Annotated in this window: 16 protein-coding genes; all 16 read left to right on the forward strand. The window is 60.4% G+C overall.

Annotation, left to right across the window (positions count from 1 at the left end; all coding sequences use genetic code 11):
• Positions 1–156: 156 nt before the first annotated feature.
• Complete coding sequence (gene arcA / locus LCQ44_RS06830; protein ID WP_055309804.1) at positions 157–1398, forward strand: arginine deiminase; 1242 nt, start codon at positions 157–159, stop codon at positions 1396–1398.
• A 105-nt stretch (positions 1399–1503) separates the two neighbouring features.
• The gene (argF, locus tag LCQ44_RS06835; RefSeq protein ID WP_006234279.1) at positions 1504–2499 is read left to right on the forward strand and encodes an ornithine carbamoyltransferase; all 996 of its coding nucleotides are present in this window, start codon (positions 1504–1506) and stop codon (positions 2497–2499) included.
• Between the two features lie 138 nt (positions 2500–2637).
• A complete protein-coding gene (locus LCQ44_RS06840) occupies positions 2638–4125 on the forward strand; it encodes a YfcC family protein (protein WP_369831688.1) in 1488 nt (495 codons plus the stop codon).
• Between the two features lie 555 nt (positions 4126–4680).
• The gene (locus LCQ44_RS06845) at positions 4681–6162 is read left to right on the forward strand and encodes a DUF1846 domain-containing protein (protein ID WP_225093426.1); all 1482 of its coding nucleotides are present in this window, start codon (positions 4681–4683) and stop codon (positions 6160–6162) included.
• A gap of 256 nt (positions 6163–6418) precedes the next feature.
• A complete protein-coding gene (locus LCQ44_RS06850; protein WP_040358312.1) occupies positions 6419–6757 on the forward strand; it encodes a helix-turn-helix domain-containing protein in 339 nt (112 codons plus the stop codon).
• A 178-nt stretch (positions 6758–6935) separates the two neighbouring features.
• Positions 6936–8597 (forward strand): CTP synthase, encoded by a 1662-nt coding sequence (locus LCQ44_RS06855; protein ID WP_055286060.1) that lies wholly within the window; start codon positions 6936–6938, stop codon positions 8595–8597.
• Between the two features lie 2 nt (positions 8598–8599).
• The gene (gene xerD / locus LCQ44_RS06860) at positions 8600–9541 is read left to right on the forward strand and encodes a site-specific tyrosine recombinase XerD (protein ID WP_171025140.1); all 942 of its coding nucleotides are present in this window, start codon (positions 8600–8602) and stop codon (positions 9539–9541) included.
• Between the two features lie 462 nt (positions 9542–10003).
• Complete coding sequence (locus tag LCQ44_RS06865; protein ID WP_006234269.1) at positions 10004–10438, forward strand: division/cell wall cluster transcriptional repressor MraZ; 435 nt, start codon at positions 10004–10006, stop codon at positions 10436–10438.
• A 20-nt stretch (positions 10439–10458) separates the two neighbouring features.
• Positions 10459–11424, forward strand: a complete 966-nt coding sequence (gene rsmH, locus LCQ44_RS06870; RefSeq protein ID WP_225093427.1) for a 16S rRNA (cytosine(1402)-N(4))-methyltransferase RsmH — start codon at positions 10459–10461, stop codon at positions 11422–11424.
• Positions 11425–11514: 90 nt separating this feature from the next.
• Positions 11515–11985 carry a hypothetical protein gene (locus tag LCQ44_RS06875; protein ID WP_022094483.1) on the forward strand — a complete coding sequence of 157 codons (471 nt, stop codon included), beginning with the start codon at positions 11515–11517 and terminating at the stop codon, positions 11983–11985.
• Between the two features lie 260 nt (positions 11986–12245).
• The gene (locus LCQ44_RS06880) at positions 12246–13868 is read left to right on the forward strand and encodes a peptidoglycan D,D-transpeptidase FtsI family protein (protein ID WP_225093428.1); all 1623 of its coding nucleotides are present in this window, start codon (positions 12246–12248) and stop codon (positions 13866–13868) included.
• Between the two features lie 126 nt (positions 13869–13994).
• Positions 13995–15419 carry a UDP-N-acetylmuramoyl-tripeptide--D-alanyl-D-alanine ligase gene (locus LCQ44_RS06885; protein WP_055286068.1) on the forward strand — a complete coding sequence of 475 codons (1425 nt, stop codon included), beginning with the start codon at positions 13995–13997 and terminating at the stop codon, positions 15417–15419.
• A 3-nt stretch (positions 15420–15422) separates the two neighbouring features.
• Positions 15423–16442: a phospho-N-acetylmuramoyl-pentapeptide-transferase gene (gene mraY, locus LCQ44_RS06890; RefSeq protein WP_117746963.1), complete on the forward strand. Its 1020-nt coding sequence runs from the start codon at positions 15423–15425 to the stop codon at positions 16440–16442.
• Positions 16443–16451: 9 nt separating this feature from the next.
• Entirely contained in the window at positions 16452–17858 is a 1407-nt protein-coding gene (murD, locus tag LCQ44_RS06895) for a UDP-N-acetylmuramoyl-L-alanine--D-glutamate ligase (RefSeq protein ID WP_225093429.1), read from the forward strand.
• 35 nt (positions 17859–17893) lie between these two features.
• Complete coding sequence (gene ftsW / locus LCQ44_RS06900; protein ID WP_225093430.1) at positions 17894–19387, forward strand: putative lipid II flippase FtsW; 1494 nt, start codon at positions 17894–17896, stop codon at positions 19385–19387.
• Entirely contained in the window at positions 19377–20492 is a 1116-nt protein-coding gene (gene murG / locus LCQ44_RS06905) for an undecaprenyldiphospho-muramoylpentapeptide beta-N-acetylglucosaminyltransferase (RefSeq protein ID WP_089571582.1), read from the forward strand. Before ftsW ends, murG begins: the two co-directional genes overlap by 11 nt.
• Positions 20493–20546: the final 54 nt, after the last annotated feature.

The raw sequence follows: 20546 nt of genomic DNA on the forward strand, positions 1-20546 counted from the left end.
TGTGTATGCCGTTCACCCCCTATAAAAAACCGTTCGGGGGCAAGGTGGAAGTATGGGCTGATTTTGGATATAAATATGTCGTCAGCAATAACGCCTCACACGGAGGGGCGCTAACGAATCGGCCCTGACAAGGGCCCGAAAGAAAGGTAGGAGGCCATGACGAAAGGTCTGCACGTGCCTTCCGAGATCGGCAAGCTCAGGAAGGTCTGCCTGCACCGTCCCGGCGACGAGCTCCTCAACCTGCCGCCCGACGAGCTCGAGCGACTCCTGTTCGACGACGTCCCGTTCCTGGAGGTCGCGCAGCAGGAGCACGACACCTTCGCCCAGATCCTGAGGGACCAGGGCGTGGAGGTCCTCTACCTCGAGAACCTCGTCGCCGAGGTGTTCGACCAGGTCCCCGGCGCCCGCGCCGAGTTCACCGACCAGTACATCGCCGAGGCCGGCATCCGCGGCCAGCACATGCCGCAGATCGTCCGCGAGAAGCTGGACTCCATCGAGGACAACCTCGAGTTCGTCAAGAAGACCATGGCCGGCATGACCAAGTCCGAGATCGACATGCCCCTCACGGCGTCCACGACCCTCGACTCCCTGGTCAACTCCGAGTCCGAGTCCGACCTGATCATCGACCCGATGCCCAACCTCTACTTCACCCGCGACCCGTTCGCGGTCATCGGCGAGGGCGTCAACCTCAACCGCATGTACTCGGTCACCCGCAACCGCGAGACCCTGTACGGCAAGTACATCTTCAAGTACCACCCCGACTACAAGGACGTCTCGCTGTACTTCCGCCGCGACTGCCAGTTCCACACCGAGGGCGGCGACGTGCTGAACATCAACGAGAAGACCCTCGCCGTCGGCATCTCCCAGCGCACCCAGGCCGCCGCGATCGACGTCATGGCCCAGAACATCTTCTGGAACTCCGACTCCAAGGTCGAGCGCATCCTGGCCTTCGACATCCCGGTCTCGCGCGCCTTCATGCACCTCGACACGGTCTTCACCCAGATCGACGTCGATAAGTTCACGATCCACCCCGCCATCATGGGCACCCTGCGCGTCTACGAGCTGACCGCCGGCAAGAACCCGGGCGACGTGAACATCCGCCTGATCGAGGACACCCTCGAGCACGTCCTGGAGGACGCCACCGGCGTCGACCAGGTCAAGCTGATCCCCTGCGGCGGCGGCGACCCGATCGCGGCCTCCCGCGAGCAGTGGAACGACGGCTCCAACACCCTGTGCGTCGAGCCCGGCAAGATCTGCGTCTACGCCCGCAACACCGTCACCAACGACGTGCTGTACAAGGAGGGCCTGGACCTTCTCGTCGTGCCCTCCGCCGAGCTCTCCCGCGGCCGCGGCGGCCCGCGCTGCATGAGCATGCCCTTCTGGCGCGAGGACCTCTAAGTCTTTCCGTTTCCGGTGCGGTCCCCCTACAACCGCACCGGCTTCGCCCGTTAAACGGGCACCACTAATACTTACGTAATTCATTTCTTCGAAAGGAATCAAACCATGGGTGTTAACCTTTCCGGCCGTAGCTTCCTCAAGCTTCTCGACCTCACCACCGAGGAGATCGAGTACCTGCTCAAGCTCTCCAAGAACTTCAAGGATATGAAGCGCGCTGGCGTTCCGCACCGCTATCTCGAGGGCAAGAACATCGTTCTGCTCTTCCAGAAGACCTCTACTCGTACCCGCTGCGCCTTCGAGGTCGGCGGCATGGATCTGGGCATGGGCGTCACCTACCTCGATCCGGGTTCGTCGCAGATGGGCAAGAAGGAGTCCATCGAGGACACTGCCCGCGTTCTCGGCCGCATGTATGACGGCATCGAGTTCCGTGGCTTTGCCCAGGACGATGTCGAGGAGCTCGCTGCTAAGTCCGGCGTGCCCGTGTGGAACGGCCTGACCACTGAGTGGCATCCCACCCAGATGCTCGCCGACATCCTGACCGTCCAGGAGAACTTCAACTACGACATCAAGGGCAAGACCCTCGTCTTCATGGGCGACTGCAAGAACAACGTTGCTCGCTCCCTCATGGTTGTCTGCTCCAAGCTTGGCATGAACTTCGTGGCCTGCGGCCCCGAGGAGTGCATGCCCGCTGACGACGTCATCGAGGCCTGCAAGCCCATCGCCGAGGCCAACGGCTGCACCATCAAGCTGACCACCGACGTCAAGGACGGCGTCACCGGTGCCGACGTTATCTACACCGACGTGTGGGTCTCCATGGGCGAGCCTGACGAGGTCTGGGCCGAGCGCATCGCTCAGCTCACCCCGTATCGTGTCACCTCCGAGGTCATGGCTATGGCCAACCCGGGTGCCATCTTCCTGCACTGCCTGCCCAGCTTCCACGACACCAACACCACGATTGGCGCCGAGAAGTGCGAGCAGTTCGGCATCACCGAGCAGGAGGTCACCGACGAGGTCTTCGAGAGCCCCGCTTCCAAGGTCTTCGACGAGGCCGAGAACCGCATGCACACCATCAAGGCCGTCATGTACGCCACGCTCAAGTAAGTGCATCTAGCATCTCGCTCGGGGTGTATTGTTGAACACCCCGAGCGGCTTTATCTGGTAAAAATCTCGCATCGAGCGGCAGGCACGGCACGGAAGAGCCGCTTCGGGCGAGATCAGTAAATGATTTATGAAGGGGGGATGAGAACTATGACTGAGACCGCTAAGAAAAAGCGCGGTATGCCTTCATCGTTCACCATTCTTCTTGCTCTGCTGGCAATTGTTGCAGTGATTACCGTTATCGTCTCCGGCACGTCCGGCGGCGCGGTTACTGCCGCCCGTCTGAGCGATTTCTGCACCGCCCCGATTAAGGGCTTCGCTGACGCTCTGCCCGTCTGCCTCTTCGTTATGATCCTGGGCGGCTTCCTCGGCATGATGACCGAGACCGGCGCCCTGGACAACGGCATCGCCGTCCTGGTGCAGAAGCTTAAGGGCAACGAGATCATGCTCATTCCCGTGCTGATGCTCATCTTCTCCCTCGGTGGTACCACCTATGGTATGTGCGAGGAGACCGTTCCCTTCTACGCCCTGCTTGCCGCTACCATGATGGCCGCTGGCTTCGACCCGATGGTCGGTGCCGCCACCGTCCTGCTCGGCGCTGGCTGCGGCTGCCTGGGCTCCACGGTTAACCCGTTCGCCGTCGGCGCTGCCGTCGACGCTCTGACCGGCGTTGGCATTGAGGTCAACCAGTCCATCATCATCGGCCTCGGTGCCGTCCTGTGGATTGTTACCACTGCCATGTCCATCTTCTTCGTCATGAGCTATGCCAAGAAGGTCAAGGCTGACAAGGGTTCCACCATCCTGTCGATGCAGGAGCTCAAGGACGCTGAAGAGGCTCACGGCAAGGCTGCTTCCGAGGTTCACAATGAGGTCAAGCTCACCGGTCGTCAGAAGGGTGTTCTGATCGCCTTTGCCTTCACCTTCGTCGTCATGATCGTCGGCTTCATTCCGCTGGCCGACCTCAACGAGGGCGTCGCCAACTTCTTCGACGCTGGCGCTGTCTACGACGCCGACGGTAACGCCGTCGTCCAGGGCTGGTCTGCCCTGATCACCGGCCTGCCCATTGGTCAGTGGTACTTCGACGAGGCTTCCACCTGGTTCTTCCTCATGGCCGTCCTGATCGGTATCATCGGTGGCCTGTCCGAGAAGCAGATCGTTAACACCTTCATCACCGGCGCTGCCGACATGATGTCCGTTGTTCTCGTCATCGCCCTCGCCCGTGGTATCTCCGTCCTCATGGCTAACACCGGCCTCGACGTCTACGTCCTCGACGCTGCCGCCAATGCTCTGGCTGGCCTGTCCGGCGTGATCTTCGCTCCCATGAGCTTCCTGGTCTACTTCGGCCTGTCCTTCCTGATCCCCTCGACCTCTGGTATGGCTACCGTCTCCATGCCTATCATGGGACCGCTGGCTGTTAAGCTCGGCTTCTCGCCCGAGGTCATGGTCATGATCTTCTCCTCTGCCATCGGCGTTGTGAACCTGTTCACCCCGACCTCCGGCGCCATCATGGGCGGTCTCGCCCTGGCCAAGATCGAGTGGACGACCTGGCTCAAGTTTGCCCTTAAGCTCATCGTCGCTCTCTCCGTCGTCTGCGCCATCATCCTGACCGTCGCTTGCGTGATGCTCTAAGTACCCAACGGGTACCCCACGGAAACCTTGACGATCCTGTAAAGGATCACCTGGTCATCGTCTGTCCGGTGGGGTCAACCCACCGGTAGACTCCTACCTTTAGCCCCCTCCCGTTCCGTGCGCGGGAGGGGGCGCTCTCATGTTGCGCGGTTCTACGAACCGCGCAACCAGTCGACGCTGCGCACCGCCCAGAACGACAATTTGTCATTCAAAAGGCAAGGCATGACCAGAAGGTCTATGCCTTGCCTTTTTCATGCCAACTTGTACGTTCTGGACGTCGCTCGCTGACTTATGCTCAACCTGCGACGTTCCCCTTGTTGGTGCAGGGGGAAGCTTGCTCGCTCTGGTGCCCGTTCGCTGGCTTCAGCTCTGCCTGCGACGTTTTTGTTGTTGGTGCTGAGTGACTTGTTCCCCGTTCTAAACGAGCTGCCCCGGGTCCCCGGTGGTTGTGGTGAGCGTGTTTGGTTGGTGCCTGTTGATGGTCTGGGTATCGGGGAGGGCGGGCTCCGTTATAATCGCCTAGGACATTAAATGGAAACGGGACGGGAGCCACACATGCGCCAGGGTTTCGACAACGCGAAGTACATCGAGCTGCAGGCTGCTCACATTAAGGAGCGCATCTCGCAGTTTGGTGGCAAGCTCTATTTGGAGTTTGGCGGTAAGCTGTTCGATGACTATCATGCGAGCCGCGTGCTGCCGGGTTTTGAACCGGACAGCAAGTTCCGCATGCTCAAGAGCATCGCCGACGATGTCGAGGTTATCATCGCGATCAACGCGAACCACATCGAGAAAAACAAGGCTCGTGGTGACCTTGGCATTACCTATGACGAGGATGTGCTGCGCCTGGTTGACCTGTTCCGCGGCAACGGCTTTGCCGTCGCGGCTGTGGTCATCACCCAGTACGCCGGCCAGCCCGCTGCCGATGTATTCCGCAACCGCCTGAACGCGCTCGGTATCCCCGCCAAGCTGCACTATCCCATCGAGGGGTATCCGCACGACGTCGACCTGATCGTGTCCGACGACGGCTATGGCAAGAATGAGTTTGTCGAGACCACTCGTCCGCTCGTCGTGGTCACCGCTCCCGGCCCCGGCTCAGGCAAGCTCGCCACTTGCCTCTCGCAGCTCTATCACGAGCACAAGCACGGCACCGCCGCCGGCTACGCCAAGTTCGAGACTTTCCCGGTCTGGAATCTGCCCCTCACGCATCCGGTCAACATCGCCTATGAGGCAGCAACGGCCGATCTCGACGATGCCAATATCATCGACTCCTTCCACTTGGAGGCCTACAACAAGACCACGGTCAACTACAACCGCGACGTCGAGGCCTTCCCGGTGGTCCGTGCTCTGATGGAAAAGATCCTGGGCAAGAGCCCCTATCAGAGTCCTACGGACATGGGCGTCAATATGGTCGGCTTTGCCATCACCGATGACGATGCCTGCCGCGACGCTTCCAAGATGGAGATCGTCCGCCGCTACTTTACCGCGGTCGAAAATGTGCGCCGTACCGGCATGGGCGATGAGCAAGTCGACCGTCTCAAGATTATTATGAAGAAAGCCGGCATCGATAAGAACTACTCACCGGCGCGCTCGGCGGCCCTCACCAGGGAGCAGCTGACGGGTGGTCCCGTGGGTGCCATGGTCATGCCCGATGGCTCCGTGGTGACCGGTAAGACCTCCACGCGCCTGGGCGCCGCAAGTTCGCTCATTATGAACGCCCTCAAGCATGTCTCGGGCGTCGACCTTGAGCTCGAGGTCATTAGCGATGAGGCGATCGAGCCCATCAGCAAGCTCAAGACGCATTTCCTGGGCAGCAAAAACCCTCGCCTCCACACCGACGAGACGCTTATGGCGCTGTCGATCACCTCGGCCACGAGTGAGACGGCCGCTCGCGTCCTTTCGGGCCTGGAGCAGCTGCGCGGTTGCGATGCCTTCTTTAGCGTGATTATCTCGCCGACGGACGAGACGGTACTGCGCAAACTGGGTATCAACGTGTGCTGCGAGCCCAAGTTTGAGCGCCGCGGTTTCTTCCACCGCTAAGTTTGAAGCACCGCGGTAATTGCATTGCATTTTGGCCGTATCGGGTTGGCGCCCGGTACGGCTTTTTGATCAATAAAGCGCCTATTTCGGCGAAAAATAGCCGTTTACCTGCCTAGAAACAATTTGAGCGGTATACAATAACCGTAACTGTTTCATCCTTAGCGGGATGCCGCATGATGGATATTACCTGCCATCGTGAGGTGTGTCGGTCGCGCACGGCGCGTTAGATGCTCGTGCTCGGTTTGAGGAGGCTGCTATGGCGGGCAAGGGTCGTGCGAGTGTCAACGATATGAAGCGTGTCGAGGTGCTGGTGTTGATGGAAATCGACCAGCAAACCGAAGACAATGGCGGGCCGTATGGTTTCTCGCGCAAAACGCTTGCCGAGCGCGTGGGGGTTTCGCCGTATCGTGCCCGCGCCGCAATCGATCGCTTGGATTCCGAAGGCATGATTGATGTCGTCTCGCGTTATAGCGACGACGGCGGTCAGCTTGCAAATGGCATTTGCCTCACCGAACGTGGCGAGTGGTATCTTGAGGGCGTCCGTACCGGCATGCTCGTTCAAGAAATGCTTGAGGACGAGGTTGCTGATCGATAGCAGCATGTAACCCTTGCCATAGCGACGCCGCCTGGGAAACCGGGCGGCGTTTTGTTTCAAGATTGAGAAATGCAATCGCACGCGAGAAAAATTGCGAACGGTCCGCGGCGCGAGTATTACAATGAAGACCCGTAAGATGTGGATAAACAACTTCTACGGGAAGCGCAGGTAACTCAATATGACCAAGCATGTGTTCGTAACCGGTGGCGTGGTTTCGTCCCTGGGCAAGGGTATCACCGCGGCCTCGCTGGGCCGTCTGCTCAAGTCGCGTGGCTACAAAGTAACGATGCAGAAGGCCGACCCGTATCTGAACGTCGACCCCGGTACCATGAGCCCGTTCCAGCATGGTGAGGTCTTCGTTACCGAGGATGGTTACGAGTCCGACCTGGACCTGGGTCATTACGAGCGCTTTATTGATGAGAACCTGACCCGCGATTCCAACTTTACGACCGGTGCCATCTACAAAAGCCTAATCGCCCGCGAGCGTCGCGGCGACTTTTTGGGCGGTACCGTGCAGGTGATTCCCCACGTCACCAATGCCATTAAGGACAAGTTCCGCCGCATCGAGGAGCAGACCGGCTCCGATGTAGTCATCACCGAGCTGGGCGGCACGATTGGCGACATCGAGTCCCAGCCGTTTGTCGAGGCCATCCGTCAGTACCGCAAGGAGGCCGGCCCCGAGAACGTCTGCTACATCCACGTGTCGCTCGTTCCCTATATCGCCGCCGCCCACGAGGTCAAGACCAAGCCCACACAGCATTCCGTCAAGGAGCTCCGCAGCTTTGGCATCCAGCCCGATATTATCGTGCTGCGCTCCGACCACCATATCGATGACGCTATCCGCGGAAAGATCGCAAGCTTCTGCGACGTCGACACCGATTGCGTCTTTACCAACGAGGACTGCGCGAGCATTTACGATGTTCCGCAGCTGCTTGCCGAGCAGGACTTTGACCTGCGCATTTGCGAGCGCCTGGGTCTGGACCCGCGTGAGCGCGACATGAGCGAGTGGAACGAGTTCCTGCGCAAACAGAATCACGCCAACCATCACGCCGACAAGGTGAAGATCGCCGTCGTGGGCAAGTACACGCAGCTGCCCGATGCGTACCTGTCGGTTATCGAGGCCCTGCACCATGCGGGCGTCTTCTACGATCGCCATGTGGACGTCCAGCTGGTCGACGGCGAGAGCCTCGACGAGCAGAATGTCTCCGAGGTTCTGGGCGACGCCTCGGGCATCCTGGTCCCCGGCGGCTTTGGCAAGCGCGCCCTGGAGGGCAAGATCCTCGCGGCCGAGTTTGCCCGTGAGCACAAGATTCCGTATCTGGGCATTTGCCTGGGTATGCAGGTGGCCGTGTGCGAATTTGCGCGCAATGTCGTCGGCCTTGCCGGCGCCAGCTCCTCTGAGTTCGATCCGGATGGCCCGTTTAGCGTCATCGATCTGATGAGCTCGCAGGAGGACGTGACCGAGAAGGGCGGCACCATGCGCCTGGGCGCCTATCCGTGCAAGCTCGCCGCCGATACCCTTGCTCGCGAGGCATATGGCGAGGAACTCGTCTACGAGCGTCACCGTCACCGCTTTGAGTTCAACAACGCCTTCCGCGACCAGCTCGAGGACGCCGGTTTGGTTATCTCGGGTCTGTCGCCTGACGAGCGCCTGGTCGAGATGGTCGAGCTGCCGCGCGACGTGCATCCGTGGTATGTGGCAACCCAGGCTCATCCCGAGTTCAAGAGCCGCCCGACCAACCCGCAGCCGCTGTTCCGCGAGTTCGTGCGCGCTTCGATCGGCCAGCACGAGGGTGTCGACCGTCTGCAGGTGACGCCCATGAACCTCGCTACGGACTAAGGGTGCCGGCGAATAAGGAACATACCGAAGCTACTCCCTCGTCGCTCGCCGTGGCGGCGGGGGAGTATCTCGATTACCTTGCGGTCGAGCGGGGTTTGGCGCGCAACACGATTGCGGCCTATCGTCGTGACCTGACGACGTACTGCGCCTATCTGGAGCGGGCGGGTATTGTGTCTTTTGAAGAGGTGACCCGTCAGGTCGTGGAGGGCTTTGTCGCCGACCGTCGCGATGGGGGCTATTCGGATGCCTCGGTGGAGCGTGCGCTTGCGGCCGTGAAGGGCCTGCATGCCTTTTTGGTGCGCGATGGGGCTGTGGCCCAAAATCCAACGGCGGCGTTGCGCCTGCCTAAAAAGGCTGAGCGTTTGCCGGAGTATCTATCGGTGGAGGATGTCTCGGCGCTGCTCGATCAAGACTTCCCCGAGGGCGAGATGGGCTTGCGCGACCATGCCATCTTGGAAGTGCTTTACGGATGCGGTTTGCGTGTGAGCGAGTTGGTGGGACTCGATGTGGGCGATATCCATATCGACGATGGCTTTGTGCTCGTTCGCGGTAAGGGCTCGAAGGAACGCCTGTCCCCGCTGGTGGGAAGCGCGGCGCGAGCTCTGACGCTTTATGTAACTGAGGGGCGTTCTCGCTTGGCGGCCCATGCCCGCGGAACCGAGACCTCGGCGGTCTTTTTAAATAAGAACGGCCGCCGTCTGTCGCGCCAGGGCATCCATGCCATCTGTGAGCGCTACGGGCGCCAGGTGGGACTGGTGGGGCTCCATCCCCATACGCTGCGTCACTCCTTTGCCACCCATATGCTTGCGGGCGGCGCAGACCTCCGTGTGCTACAGGAGATCTTGGGACATGCCGATATATCGACCACGCAGGTCTACACGCATGTCGATCGTACGCAACTGACCGAGGTCTATTTGGCGGCGCACCCGCTGGCACATCGTTAACACATCGCTGACCTGCATATTTATAGGTATTTGGGGACGGGCTCCAGATTGCCGCGGCGTGCTTTTGCGCGCGCATGGGCAATCTGGGGCCCGTCCCATTTTTCGCCACTTGGCGTCGCGGTGGTGGGCCGCACGGGCCTTGGGTGGGGGAGTTTGGGGGCGATGTGAACGGCATGTAAAGGGACGTAAAAATCGCCTCAAGGTCAACTTGAAGGTTGAGGTTCGCGGGTGTGGTTCTACAGGTGGCATCCCGCCGTTGCTGCAAACACAACATATTGTGTTTTCGAACATATGCTTGGGGGTGTTTTGCAATATATGGTGAGTGGAGTGGTGGGGCGGGGTGGGGGAAGGGGTGGGGAAAGGTGTTGAAAAATGGGGCGGTTCCCCATATTATTGATGACGTCGACAGGCGGGGTGGTTCCCCGCGTACGTGCCATCTGAGTAACCGAGGGGAGGGCGCACATGGGAATGACGGGTGCATACGAGCGCAATCTCGATGCAAAAGGTCGTCTATCCCTGCCTGCACCCCTTCGCGAGGAGCTTGGAGAGCACGTTCGCGTGTTCAAAGCCCTGGATGTCGATGCTCTGTACGTGTTCTCTGCCGAGGCCTTCGATAAGTGGGTCGAAGGACTCTTCGCGGGTCGTGAGGGCCACGAGGGTTTTAACCCGCGTGACATCAACGACCAGAAGCTCATGAGGGCGATCAACAAGCGCACCACGTCGATGGACGTGGACAGCGCCGGTCGTATCGGTCTTTCCGAGTCTCTCCGCAAGCAGGCGAACCTCGACCGCGAGGTCACGGTTGTGGGCAACTACGACCACCTTGAGGTTTGGGATCGCGCCGCGGCCGATGAGGACGATGACGATGAGGCCCTGCTGGACCTCTTCTTCTCGTAAGGGCAAGGCACGGGTAACGGATGGAGCGTGGGATCTTGACACAAGAATATCGGCATGAACCTGTCATGCTCGGCGAAGTGCTTGAGTCGCTGCGGCTAAAGAGCGGCTCCGTTGTCTGCGATTGCACCCTTGGCGGTGCCGGCCATTCGGTAAAGATGGCCGCGCAGGTGGGGGAGACGGGCCTTTTGCTCGGCGTCGATCAGGACGACATGGCCCTCGAGGCCGCTGGCGCCCGTCTGGACCGCGAGGTTCCCGGCGTTCCGCACCGGCTGCTGAAGGGCAACTTCGGCGACTTGGACGAGCTGCTTTGCTCGGCCGAGGTGCCCGGGGTCGATGGCTTCCTGTTCGATTTGGGCGTTTCGTCGCCGCAACTCGATATCCCTGGCAGGGGCTTTTCGTATAACGAGGACGCCCCATTGGACATGCGGATGGATCCGGGTAATAACACCTTAAACGCAGCTGAGGTCATCAACACCTATAACGAACACGACCTCGCCCGGATTCTACGCGTCTACGGCGAAGAGAAGTTCGCCTCGCAGATCGCGCGCGAGATCGTGCGCCGCCGCGAGCAAGAACCGATCGAAACCACCGGCCAATTTGTCGAGATCATCAAGGCGGGTATCCCGGCTGCCGCTCGTCGGCATGGTGGACACCCGGCCAAGAAAAGTTTCCAGGCCATTCGCATCGAGGTCAATCACGAGCTCGATGTGCTCGAACGAGGGCTTGATGCCGCCACCAGGTGGCTCAACCCGGGCGGACGTATCTGCGTCATCTCGTATCACTCGCTCGAGGACCGTATCGTAAAGAACCACTTTAAGGAGTTGAGCCAGGGGTGCACGTGTCCGCCGGAGATTCCGGTGTGCGTGTGCGGCAACGTGCCGATACTCAAGGTCATCACCCGCAAACCCCTGGTTGCCCAGCCTGATGAGGTTGAGCGCAACCCTCGGGCGAGATCAGCCAAAATCCGCGTGGCGCAGCGTCTGTAGGCGCGACCGCGCGATATTGGACCTCCCGCTCGCACCATAAACGAAGCTTAAACACACTACCAACGTACTCGGGATGGGAGGCGGCATATCATGGGCTACAACACTTCAAGCGCAGCACTCGCCTATGATATGAACGCCATGCCCGCCTATCGTGAGACGCCGCAGGCCCCCGTTGCTCCCCGTGAGCAGCGCACGCCGCGCTTTGATGTCTACACGGGCGCGGGCCGTCAGGCAAACCAGGCGGTAAGCCCGGTTTTCATGAGCGTTCTTAAAACGTTTTGCATCATTGCGGCTATCTTCATGACGATCGGCGTCGCCCGCGTGGCGCTCGCCGGCGTTACGGCCCAGGTGCTCAACAGCAACGCCGAGCTTACCAACACGCTCGAAAAGGCGACCGATGAGAGCTCCGACCTGGAGGTCATGCATTCGGTCTATGGCGCCGACACGCGCATTCGCGACCTTGCGGGCGCTTATGGCATGGTGGAGCCCAGCGAGAGCGTTACACTTGACTTTTCGCAGGATGCAGCCGCGGGCGCCAACGCGACCGCGACCGCTCAGTAGCAAGACGGTAGCTGAGTATGACAAATGACTATCGCCGCGGTTCCGATAGGGGCCGCGGTTCTGGACGTCCCTCGTCGCGGGGACGTTCTGGTTATCAAGGAACGGGTCGGCAATCTTACAACGCCGGGCGGTCCCGTGGCAACGATCCGGCGTCGCGACTTCGCGGCTCGGGCGGCCCTCAAGTGCATAACACCAGGTCGCGCAAGAGTTCGCCGACCGAATGGCTCACAGGCACGCCTCTGCCTCGCCGCAAAGCCGTCATGGGATTCATTGGGCTTGGCTTGGGCTTGGGCGTCTTTCGCCTTGCCGACTATCAGGTTGTCGAAGCCGATAAACTGCGCGAGCGTGCCGATGCGCGTCGCCTGCTTGCGCAGACCCTCTATGCCAAACGTGGCACCATCTACGACCGCAACGGTAACGTGCTGGCGTCGTCGGTCGAATGTCGCAACATCGCCGTGAACCCGCAGCTTGTCGAGGACGTTGACAAGACGGTGTCGGCGCTGGTCAAGGCAACTGGAATCGATAAAAAGACCTGCCGCAAGCTCGTTGAGTCCGATGGAACCTGGGTGTATATCAAGCGCCAGGTGGACGAAGACGATGCTGCGACGCTGGAGAAGAAGAACCTGCCCGGTGTGCTTTTTGAGCAGGCCATGAAGCGCGTATATCCATACGGCAATCTGGCATCGCAGGTGCTGGGTGTAGTGAATGTGGACAACGATGGCTTGACGGGTCTCGAAAAGCAATACAACAAGCTTCTGACCGGCACGAACGGTTCTCTCGTACGCGAGCGCGCGAGGGACGGCAGCTATATCGCGGGCGGTGCCTATAAAAAGGTGGCTGCGGTCGACGGCGTTGATATCGTGACGACGCTCGACGTCAATATCCAGCGTGCGGCCGAGGATGCCCTGGCAGAGGCAGTTGAGAAGACTAAGGCCAAGAACGGCTCGGCGCTGGTCACCGATCCTACGACAGGCGAGATCTTGGCAGCCTGCTCGTATCCGACTTACGACCAGACCAATCTGGAAAACGCCAAGACCGAGGATATGAACTTGCGCCTGGTCACCGACGCCTACGAGCCCGGCTCGGTCTTTAAGACGCTCGTGGCGGGCGCCGGCTTCGACTTGGGCGTCGTGCGATCGAGTACGTCGTTTGAGGTGCCGGCGAGCATCAAGGTGGGCGACGATACCGTCACCGATGCCGACAAGCGCGACTACGCCATGACCATGGATGTGCGCGAGATGATGCGCCGTTCGTCCAACGTGGGCTTTGTCCTGGTGGGGCGCAAGATCGGTGCCGATGACTTTGCCGCTTATGTGGACAAGTGGGGCATCGGTCACAGCTCTGGTGTCGATTTTCCGGGCGAGAGCCTGGGTATCGTCAAGGAGCGTGACCAGTATGACGGCGCCACGCTGGGCTCGATGAGCTTTGGACAGGCGCTGTCCGTCTCGCCGATTGAGATCGCACGCGCCGTGGGCGGCATCGCCAACGGCGGCGTGATGATGACACCGCACTTCTATAAGTCCAGCAAAGGCGACGAGAAGGACTGGGGCGAAGGCGAGCGCGCGATTTCGGAGGACGCCGCATCCCAGGTGACATCGTGCATGCAGACGGTCGTGTCCGAGGGAACGGGCGTTGGCGGCGCGGTTGACGGCTATGACGTGGCGGGTAAGACCGGTACGGCCGAACGTGCCGACGAGAACGGCGGCTACCTCAAGGAGAACTACATGTCGTCCTTTATGGGCTTTGCACCGGCACAATCGCCCAAGGTGCTGTGCTATATCACGCTCGACGGAACGCCGAGCGGCTCAGATGCCGCTGCGGTGCCGTTCCAGTCCATTATGGCCAACGCGCTCGACGTGCTGGGTATCCCGCACACGAAGTAGGGGGTTACAATCTTTGGGGCGTGGTTTGTTGTCCCATATGAGGGTGTTCACATGCCCTGCACCACGCATGTGCGGCGCTGGGATACAATACGCCGATAGCATTATTAGGTTTACAGGGGAGCTGCAATGATAGAGATCGCCGTCAACAACCTCGCGGCCGCAACAGGGGCCCGAACCGTGACGGGAGAAGCCGATCGGGTATGCCGCGGGTGCGTTATCGACTCGCGCCAGGTCGAGGAAGGGACGATTTTCGTCGCCTTTCCCGGTGAAAACGTCGACGGCAATGATTTTGCTTCCCGTGCCGTCCAGTCGGGTGCCGGCGCCGTCGTGATGACGCGTGAGCCCGAGGCCGAGCTGGTCTCGCTGGCGCAGGACAAGGGGTGCGCCATCCTGCTGACCGATGATCCCGAGGAGTTTCTGCTGCGTTTGGCGCACACGTATCGCCTGGAGCTTGGCTGCCTGGTCGTTGGCATTACCGGTTCCATCGGCAAGACGACGACCAAGGACGTGCTCGCCGCCGTGCTCGCCAAGCGCTATCGTGTCTGGGCCACCAAGGGCAATTTCAATAACCTGATCGGCATGCCGCTCACGGTGCTTTCCGCTCCGGCCGATACCGAGGTCCTGGTGCTCGAGATGGGCATGAACCATTTCCACGAGATTGAGCGCCTGTCCAAGTCCGCCAATCCCAACCTTGCCATCGTGAGCAAGATTGGTACCTCTCACATCGGCATTTTGGGCAGCCGCGAGAACATCGCCCGCGCTAAGGCCGAGATTGTCCAGGGTATGTGCGCCGCCGGCGACTTCTTGCCGCTGCTGGTTTTGGGCGGTGAGGACGACTTTACGCCGTTCATTCGCGATACGTTCGCCCAGCCTGCTGGTATCGACGTTATGCTGGCCGGCGTCTCGGACGATGATGAGGTCCGTGCCCGCGACATTCGTGTTGATGACGAGGGACGTCCGGTCTTTACGCTCGATTTTGGCCAGGGTGAGACGATCGATACCATGCTTGCCATCCCCGGCGTGCAGTCCGTTCCTAATGCCGTTAAGGCCGCCGCGGTTTCCTATCGCCTGGGCGTGACGCCCGAGCAGATCGATGCTGCCTTTAGGGGCCTCACGATCACCGGTCACCGCCAGGAGATCAAGCGCGCCAAGAGCGGTGCCCGCGTCATCGACGATTCCTATAACGCCAGTGCCGAATCCATGGCTGCTGGCCTCGATCTACTGTGCTCGCTTTCGTGCACGGGGTCTCGCATGGCGATCCTGGGCGAGATGGGCGAGATGGGCGATGAGGCTCCTCGCATGCATGAGCTCGTGGGCGCCTATGCGGCCGCCAAGAAGCTCGACATGCTGGCGTGCGTGGGTGGTGAGCTGGCCCAGCTTATGGCCGATGCCGCGCGCATGATGGGCATGGACGAGGACCGCATCCAGGTGTTCTCCGATTATCAGCAGGTGCTCGACCGCATGGGCGGCGCGCTTGAAAAACATGATGTTGTACTGGTCAAGGGTTCCCGCTTTGTTGAGCTCGACCGCTTTGTGGAAGGTGTGTGCTAGCCCATGTTCGGCAATCCCTCGTATCCAACGTATCAGGCTTTTTTGGGGCTTGGCATCGCCGCTGCCATTGCGCTGCTGCTCATGCCGTGGTGGATCAAGCTGCTCAAGGTCGAGGGTATCGGCCAACAGGTCCGAGCCGACGGCCCCAAGCGTCACTTGATTAAACAGGGTACGCCGACCATGGGCGGCGTCATCATCCTTGTTGCGATTTCGCTGACCTGCCTGCTGATGGGCAAGCTCACCACCGAGCTCGTGCTCGTGCTGCTCGCCACGCTGGCGACCGGCGTGCTGGGCCTGATCGACGACCTGACCTCCGTTACGCATGGGCGCTCGCTCGGTCTGACGCCTCATGCCAAGATGATCGGCCTAACCATTATCTGTGTCACCTTTACGGTACTTGCCGTTAACTGGTGCGGCGTCGCCCCCGAGATTCGTTTTCCCGGCGGCCTGACGATTGACCTTGGCGTGCTTTCGACCACCATCTGCGGCCTTTCGTTCCCGTGGCTCTACATTGTCTTTTGCTGGCTGATGATCGCCGGTCTTTCTAATGCCGTGAACCTGACCGATGGCCTTGACGGTCTTGCTGGCGGCACCTCCATGATTGCCATGCTCGCCATGGCTGCCATGGCGTTTTTGCACGGAGACGTGAACCTGTCCATCTTCTGCACCGCGTGTGCCGGTGCCTGCTTGGGCTTTCTGTGGTTCAACTGCTATCCGGCGAGCATCTTTATGGGCGATACCGGCTCGCTTGCCCTGGGCGCCGCGTTTGCCTGCACGTCCATCATGACCAACACCGAGGTCGTCTCCCTTATCATCGGCGGCCTGTTTATCGTTGAGACCCTGTCGGTCATGATTCAGGTTGTCTACTTCCACTTTACGCACAAGCGCGTCTTCCTTATGGCGCCCATCCATCATCATTTCGAAAAGAAGGGCTGGGCCGAGACCAAGGTCGTCATCCGTTTTTGGATTATCGCTGCTGCCTTTGGTGCCGTTGGCCTTGCTCTGTTCTTCCAGTTGGGATAGTGGTCTTTCATGTCTCTTGCTGATGTCTTTAGCCTGCTCGTTTTGGGTCAGGGCAAATCCGGTCTCGATGTCGCCCGCTGGGCGCTGGCACATCCCGAGCGCGTAAGTGCCGTTACCGTGTATGGCGGTGGCACCTCTGAGCCCAATGACGCCACGCGTGCGCTCGAGGCTGCTGGTGCGTCGTTTGTCTATGGGACCGAACAGGTCGAGGGCGCCTATGACGTATGCGTGACGTGCCCGGGCATCTCGGAGTTCTCGGGCTTCATTAAGGCTGGGCGCGAGCATGCCGCCCAGATTATGGGTGAGCCCGAGTTTGCCTATCGCCTGTCGCCCGATAACTGGATTGCCATCACGGGCACCAACGGCAAGACGACCACCACGTCGCTGACTGATTATCTGCTTAAGGCTGCCGGCGAGGCCAGCGTTGCTGTCGGCAACATCGGCGAGCCGCCGGTCAACGAGATTGACGGCCGAGGCCACAACGAGTGGTTTGTGGCTGAGCTCTCGAGCTATCAGATTGCTACGACAACCGAGCTCCACCCCCGCGTGGCGGTGCTGCTCAACATCACTCCCGACCACTTGGGCTGGCATAAGAGCCATAAGAACTACGCGCTTGCCAAGATCAAACTGTTTGACAATATGGTCGATGACGATCTGGCGGTTGTCGACGTCGAAGACGCCGGCATTCACGAGTTCGATGAGTACATCTACACGCCGGGTCGTCGCATCTGCAAGGTTGCCTTTGACGAGCCTGAGGGCGAGGATGCCGCCTTTGTGCGCGACGGCAAGATGGTCGTGCGCCTGAAGGGCGTCGAGACCCCGCTCATCGCTACATCCGAGCTCAAGATCTCGGGCCATCACAATGTTATCAATGCCCTGTGCGCCGCCACGGCTGCCTTGGCGGTCGGTGCCGATGTCGATGGCGTCTGCCGCGGTCTTGCCTCGTTCCAGCCGCTCGAGCACCGCGTGGAGCCGTGTGGCGAGATTGACGGCGTGCGCTACGTCAACGATTCCAAGGCGACCAACACCGATGCGGTCGAGAAGGCACTGACGGCATTTCCCGATGACGACGTGATCTTGCTGCTCGGCGGCCACGATAAGGGCACGCCGCTCACGGACTTCGCGCGCGTCGTTATGGACAACGTGCGCTCGGTCGTCTGCTTTGGCGATGCGCGCGAGCGCTTCACCGCCGCTATGGACGAGGCCGATGTCGATGGCGATGTGGATATCGCCCAGGCGGATGACCTACGCGACGCCGTGGACGTCGCCCGTTCGCTGTCGAGCCGTGGTGACGTGATCTTACTTTCTCCTGCCTGCTCTTCGTTCGATGAGTTCTCGGGCTATGAGGAGCGCGGCCGCGTGTTTAAGGACTACGTGGCCCAGCTTGCCGCTGCAGCGAAATCACAAATGGAATAGGGGTTGCGGTGAGAGAGGAGAGCCCCCGACAAGGTATGAGGAGGCCCGACTCGGACCGTGCTTCCTCACGTCGTATCACACCGCGTTCCAGCCGCGGCGGGCAGTCGTTTAGCGAACGCTATATTGCCGGCGTTCCCGCCCGTATCATGCGCCCCCGTTTGATATTCATGGCCTGCTTGTTTACCTTGGTATGCTTTGGCCTGCTGATGGTGTACTCGGCGTCTTCGGTCGAGGCGCTGCACGAGAATGGCTCGGCGACGTTTTTTCTGGGTCGACAGGCCGCGTTTGCCGTGGTCGGTGTTCTGGCGCTGATTGCCATCGTGCGCGTTTTGCCGGACAGCTGGTTTGGGGAGGATGTGCTCAGGATCTTCCTCATAGGCATGATAGGGCTACTGTTTCTGGTGTTCTTGGTGGGCAGCGGCAGCCGTGGCGCCACGCGCTGGCTTAACATCGCCGGTATTCAGTTCCAGCCTTCCGAGTTTTTAAAGCCATTTGCCATTGCGTATTCGGCCATCATGCTTGATCGCTTCTTTTCGCCCGGTGGCAACATCAACGAATTCCTTCGCAAGATGGGCATCTACCTGGGCATTTCGCTCTTTCTGATCTTTATCCAGCCCGATTTCGGTACTGTCCTGATCATCCTGTTGACCCTCATGTGCATGGCGTTGTTTGCGGGTCTCGACCCCAGATTTATCATCGGTGTGCTAATCTTCGGCATTCTCGTGATCGTGATTGCGCTTGTCGCAGAGCCGTACCGTATGGTGCGCATTCAGGTTGCCTTGAACCCTTGGGCCGACGAGTATGGTGACGGCTATCAGGCCACGCTTGCCATCATGGCCTTTGCCTCGGGCGGTCTGTTCGGCCGTGGCATCGGCAACTCAACCATGAAGTACTCGTATCTTCCCGAGGCGCACAATGACTACATCCTGGCCATCATTGGCGAGGAAGTCGGTTTTGTCGGAACCGTGCTGTTCTTCTTGGTGTTTGCGATGCTGATCTACTCGGCGTTTCGCATTGCCGAGCAGGCGACCGATCGTCGGGGCGCGCTTATGGCGTCTGGCTCCGCGGTCATTCTCGCGGTGCAGTTTTTGATTAACGCGCTGGGCATCCTCAACGTGTTTCCCATGACGGGCAAACCGTTGCCGTTTATTAGCTACGGCGGTTCGTCGATTATCGTGTCGCTTATGCTCGCCGGTCTGATCCTGCGCGTTTCGTATGAGAGCGCCCGCCGCGATGAGTATGACCGCCGCCGTGAGAGCTTTGCCGTTATGGATGAGAGTACCGCCGGCGTGCCCCACGTGCGCGGTGAACGACCTTCGCGTAGCGGCTTTACCGTTCTGGATGGCTCTGCATCCGAGCCGGCAGCTCGTCCACGCCCGCGAATGGCTCCGCAAGGTCGTCCTCAGCGCCCCAGCCCTCGCAACGCGGGCGGCGGATATAATCGAATCGATTTGAACTCGGACCCGTCGGCGCGTCTGCGCACCGACGACCAGGGACCGCGTGTACGAAGGGACTATCATGACCGATAAAATGACCGTTGCTATTGCAGCCGGCGGCACGGCAGGACACATCAACCCCGCGCTCGCCTTGGCCGAAGAACTGCGTGATCGTGGCCACCACGTTGTGTTCGTGGGCCAGTCGCGCAAGCTCGAGGGTCGTCTGGTCCCCGAGGCTGGGTTTGATTTTGTGCCCATTACGGTCACGGGCTTCGACCGCTCCCGTCCTTGGACGGCGCTGACCTCGCTGTGGCGTGTCAACAAAGCCAAGCGTGCGCTCGCCAGTCATTTCTCAAAGGTCGGCAAGCCCGACGCCGCCATCGGTTTTGGTGCCTATGTCGAGGTTCCGCTGCTGGGGTGGTGCAAGGGCGCGGGCGTTCCGTATCTGCTGCATGAGCAGAACTCTGTTCCGGGCCTGGCCAACAAGATGATGAACTCCCACGCCGCCCGCGTGTGCATCTCGGTGCCGGCAGCGCGTTCGGTCTTTGAGCGCGAAGGTGACCCTGACCACGTGCTCATGACCGGCAACCCCGTACGTCGCTCGGTGATCGAGGGCGATCGCGCTCGCGGCCGCAAGGCACTTGGCGTTCCCGAGGACGCTACGCTGCTGCTCGTCTTTGGCGGTTCACTTGGCGCCCAGCACCTCAACGAGCGTGTGGCTTCGCTCAAAAACGAGCTGCTTTCGCGCAAGAACCTCTATGTGTTGCATTCGACGGGTGCCGACGGCTTTGAGGAGACCGAGCGCGCTTTGGCGCTGACGCCCGAGGAGGCGAAGCGTTACCGCGTCCAGCCTTACATCGACAACATGGGCGATATGCTGGCTGCTGCCGATTTGGTGCTCTCGCGTTCGGGCGCATCGAGCGTGGCCGAGATCGCTGCACTCGCCGTGCCTTCGGTGCTCGTGCCGTACCCGCATGCGACGGCCGACCACCAAACCACCAATGCCCGTTATCTGGTCGACGCTGGGGCCGGCGTGCTCTGCGCCGATGCCGATATCGACGGTTCTGCCTTTGCCGATGAACTGCTGCACCTGGTCGATGACGCGGCGGCGCGCGACGCCATGCGTCAGGCGGCGCGTGGTCTGGCTCAGGATAGGGCCGCCGCTCTTCTGGCGGATGCGGTAGAGGGTTTGCGTTAGTTAGACGGGATATCGTCGGTCGCCCTCGCGCTGATGCGGTAGGTGCGGTACAGT

Origin of the sequence: Collinsella aerofaciens (assembly GCF_020181355.1) — a bacterium.
Lineage (GTDB): Bacteria > Actinomycetota > Coriobacteriia > Coriobacteriales > Coriobacteriaceae > Collinsella.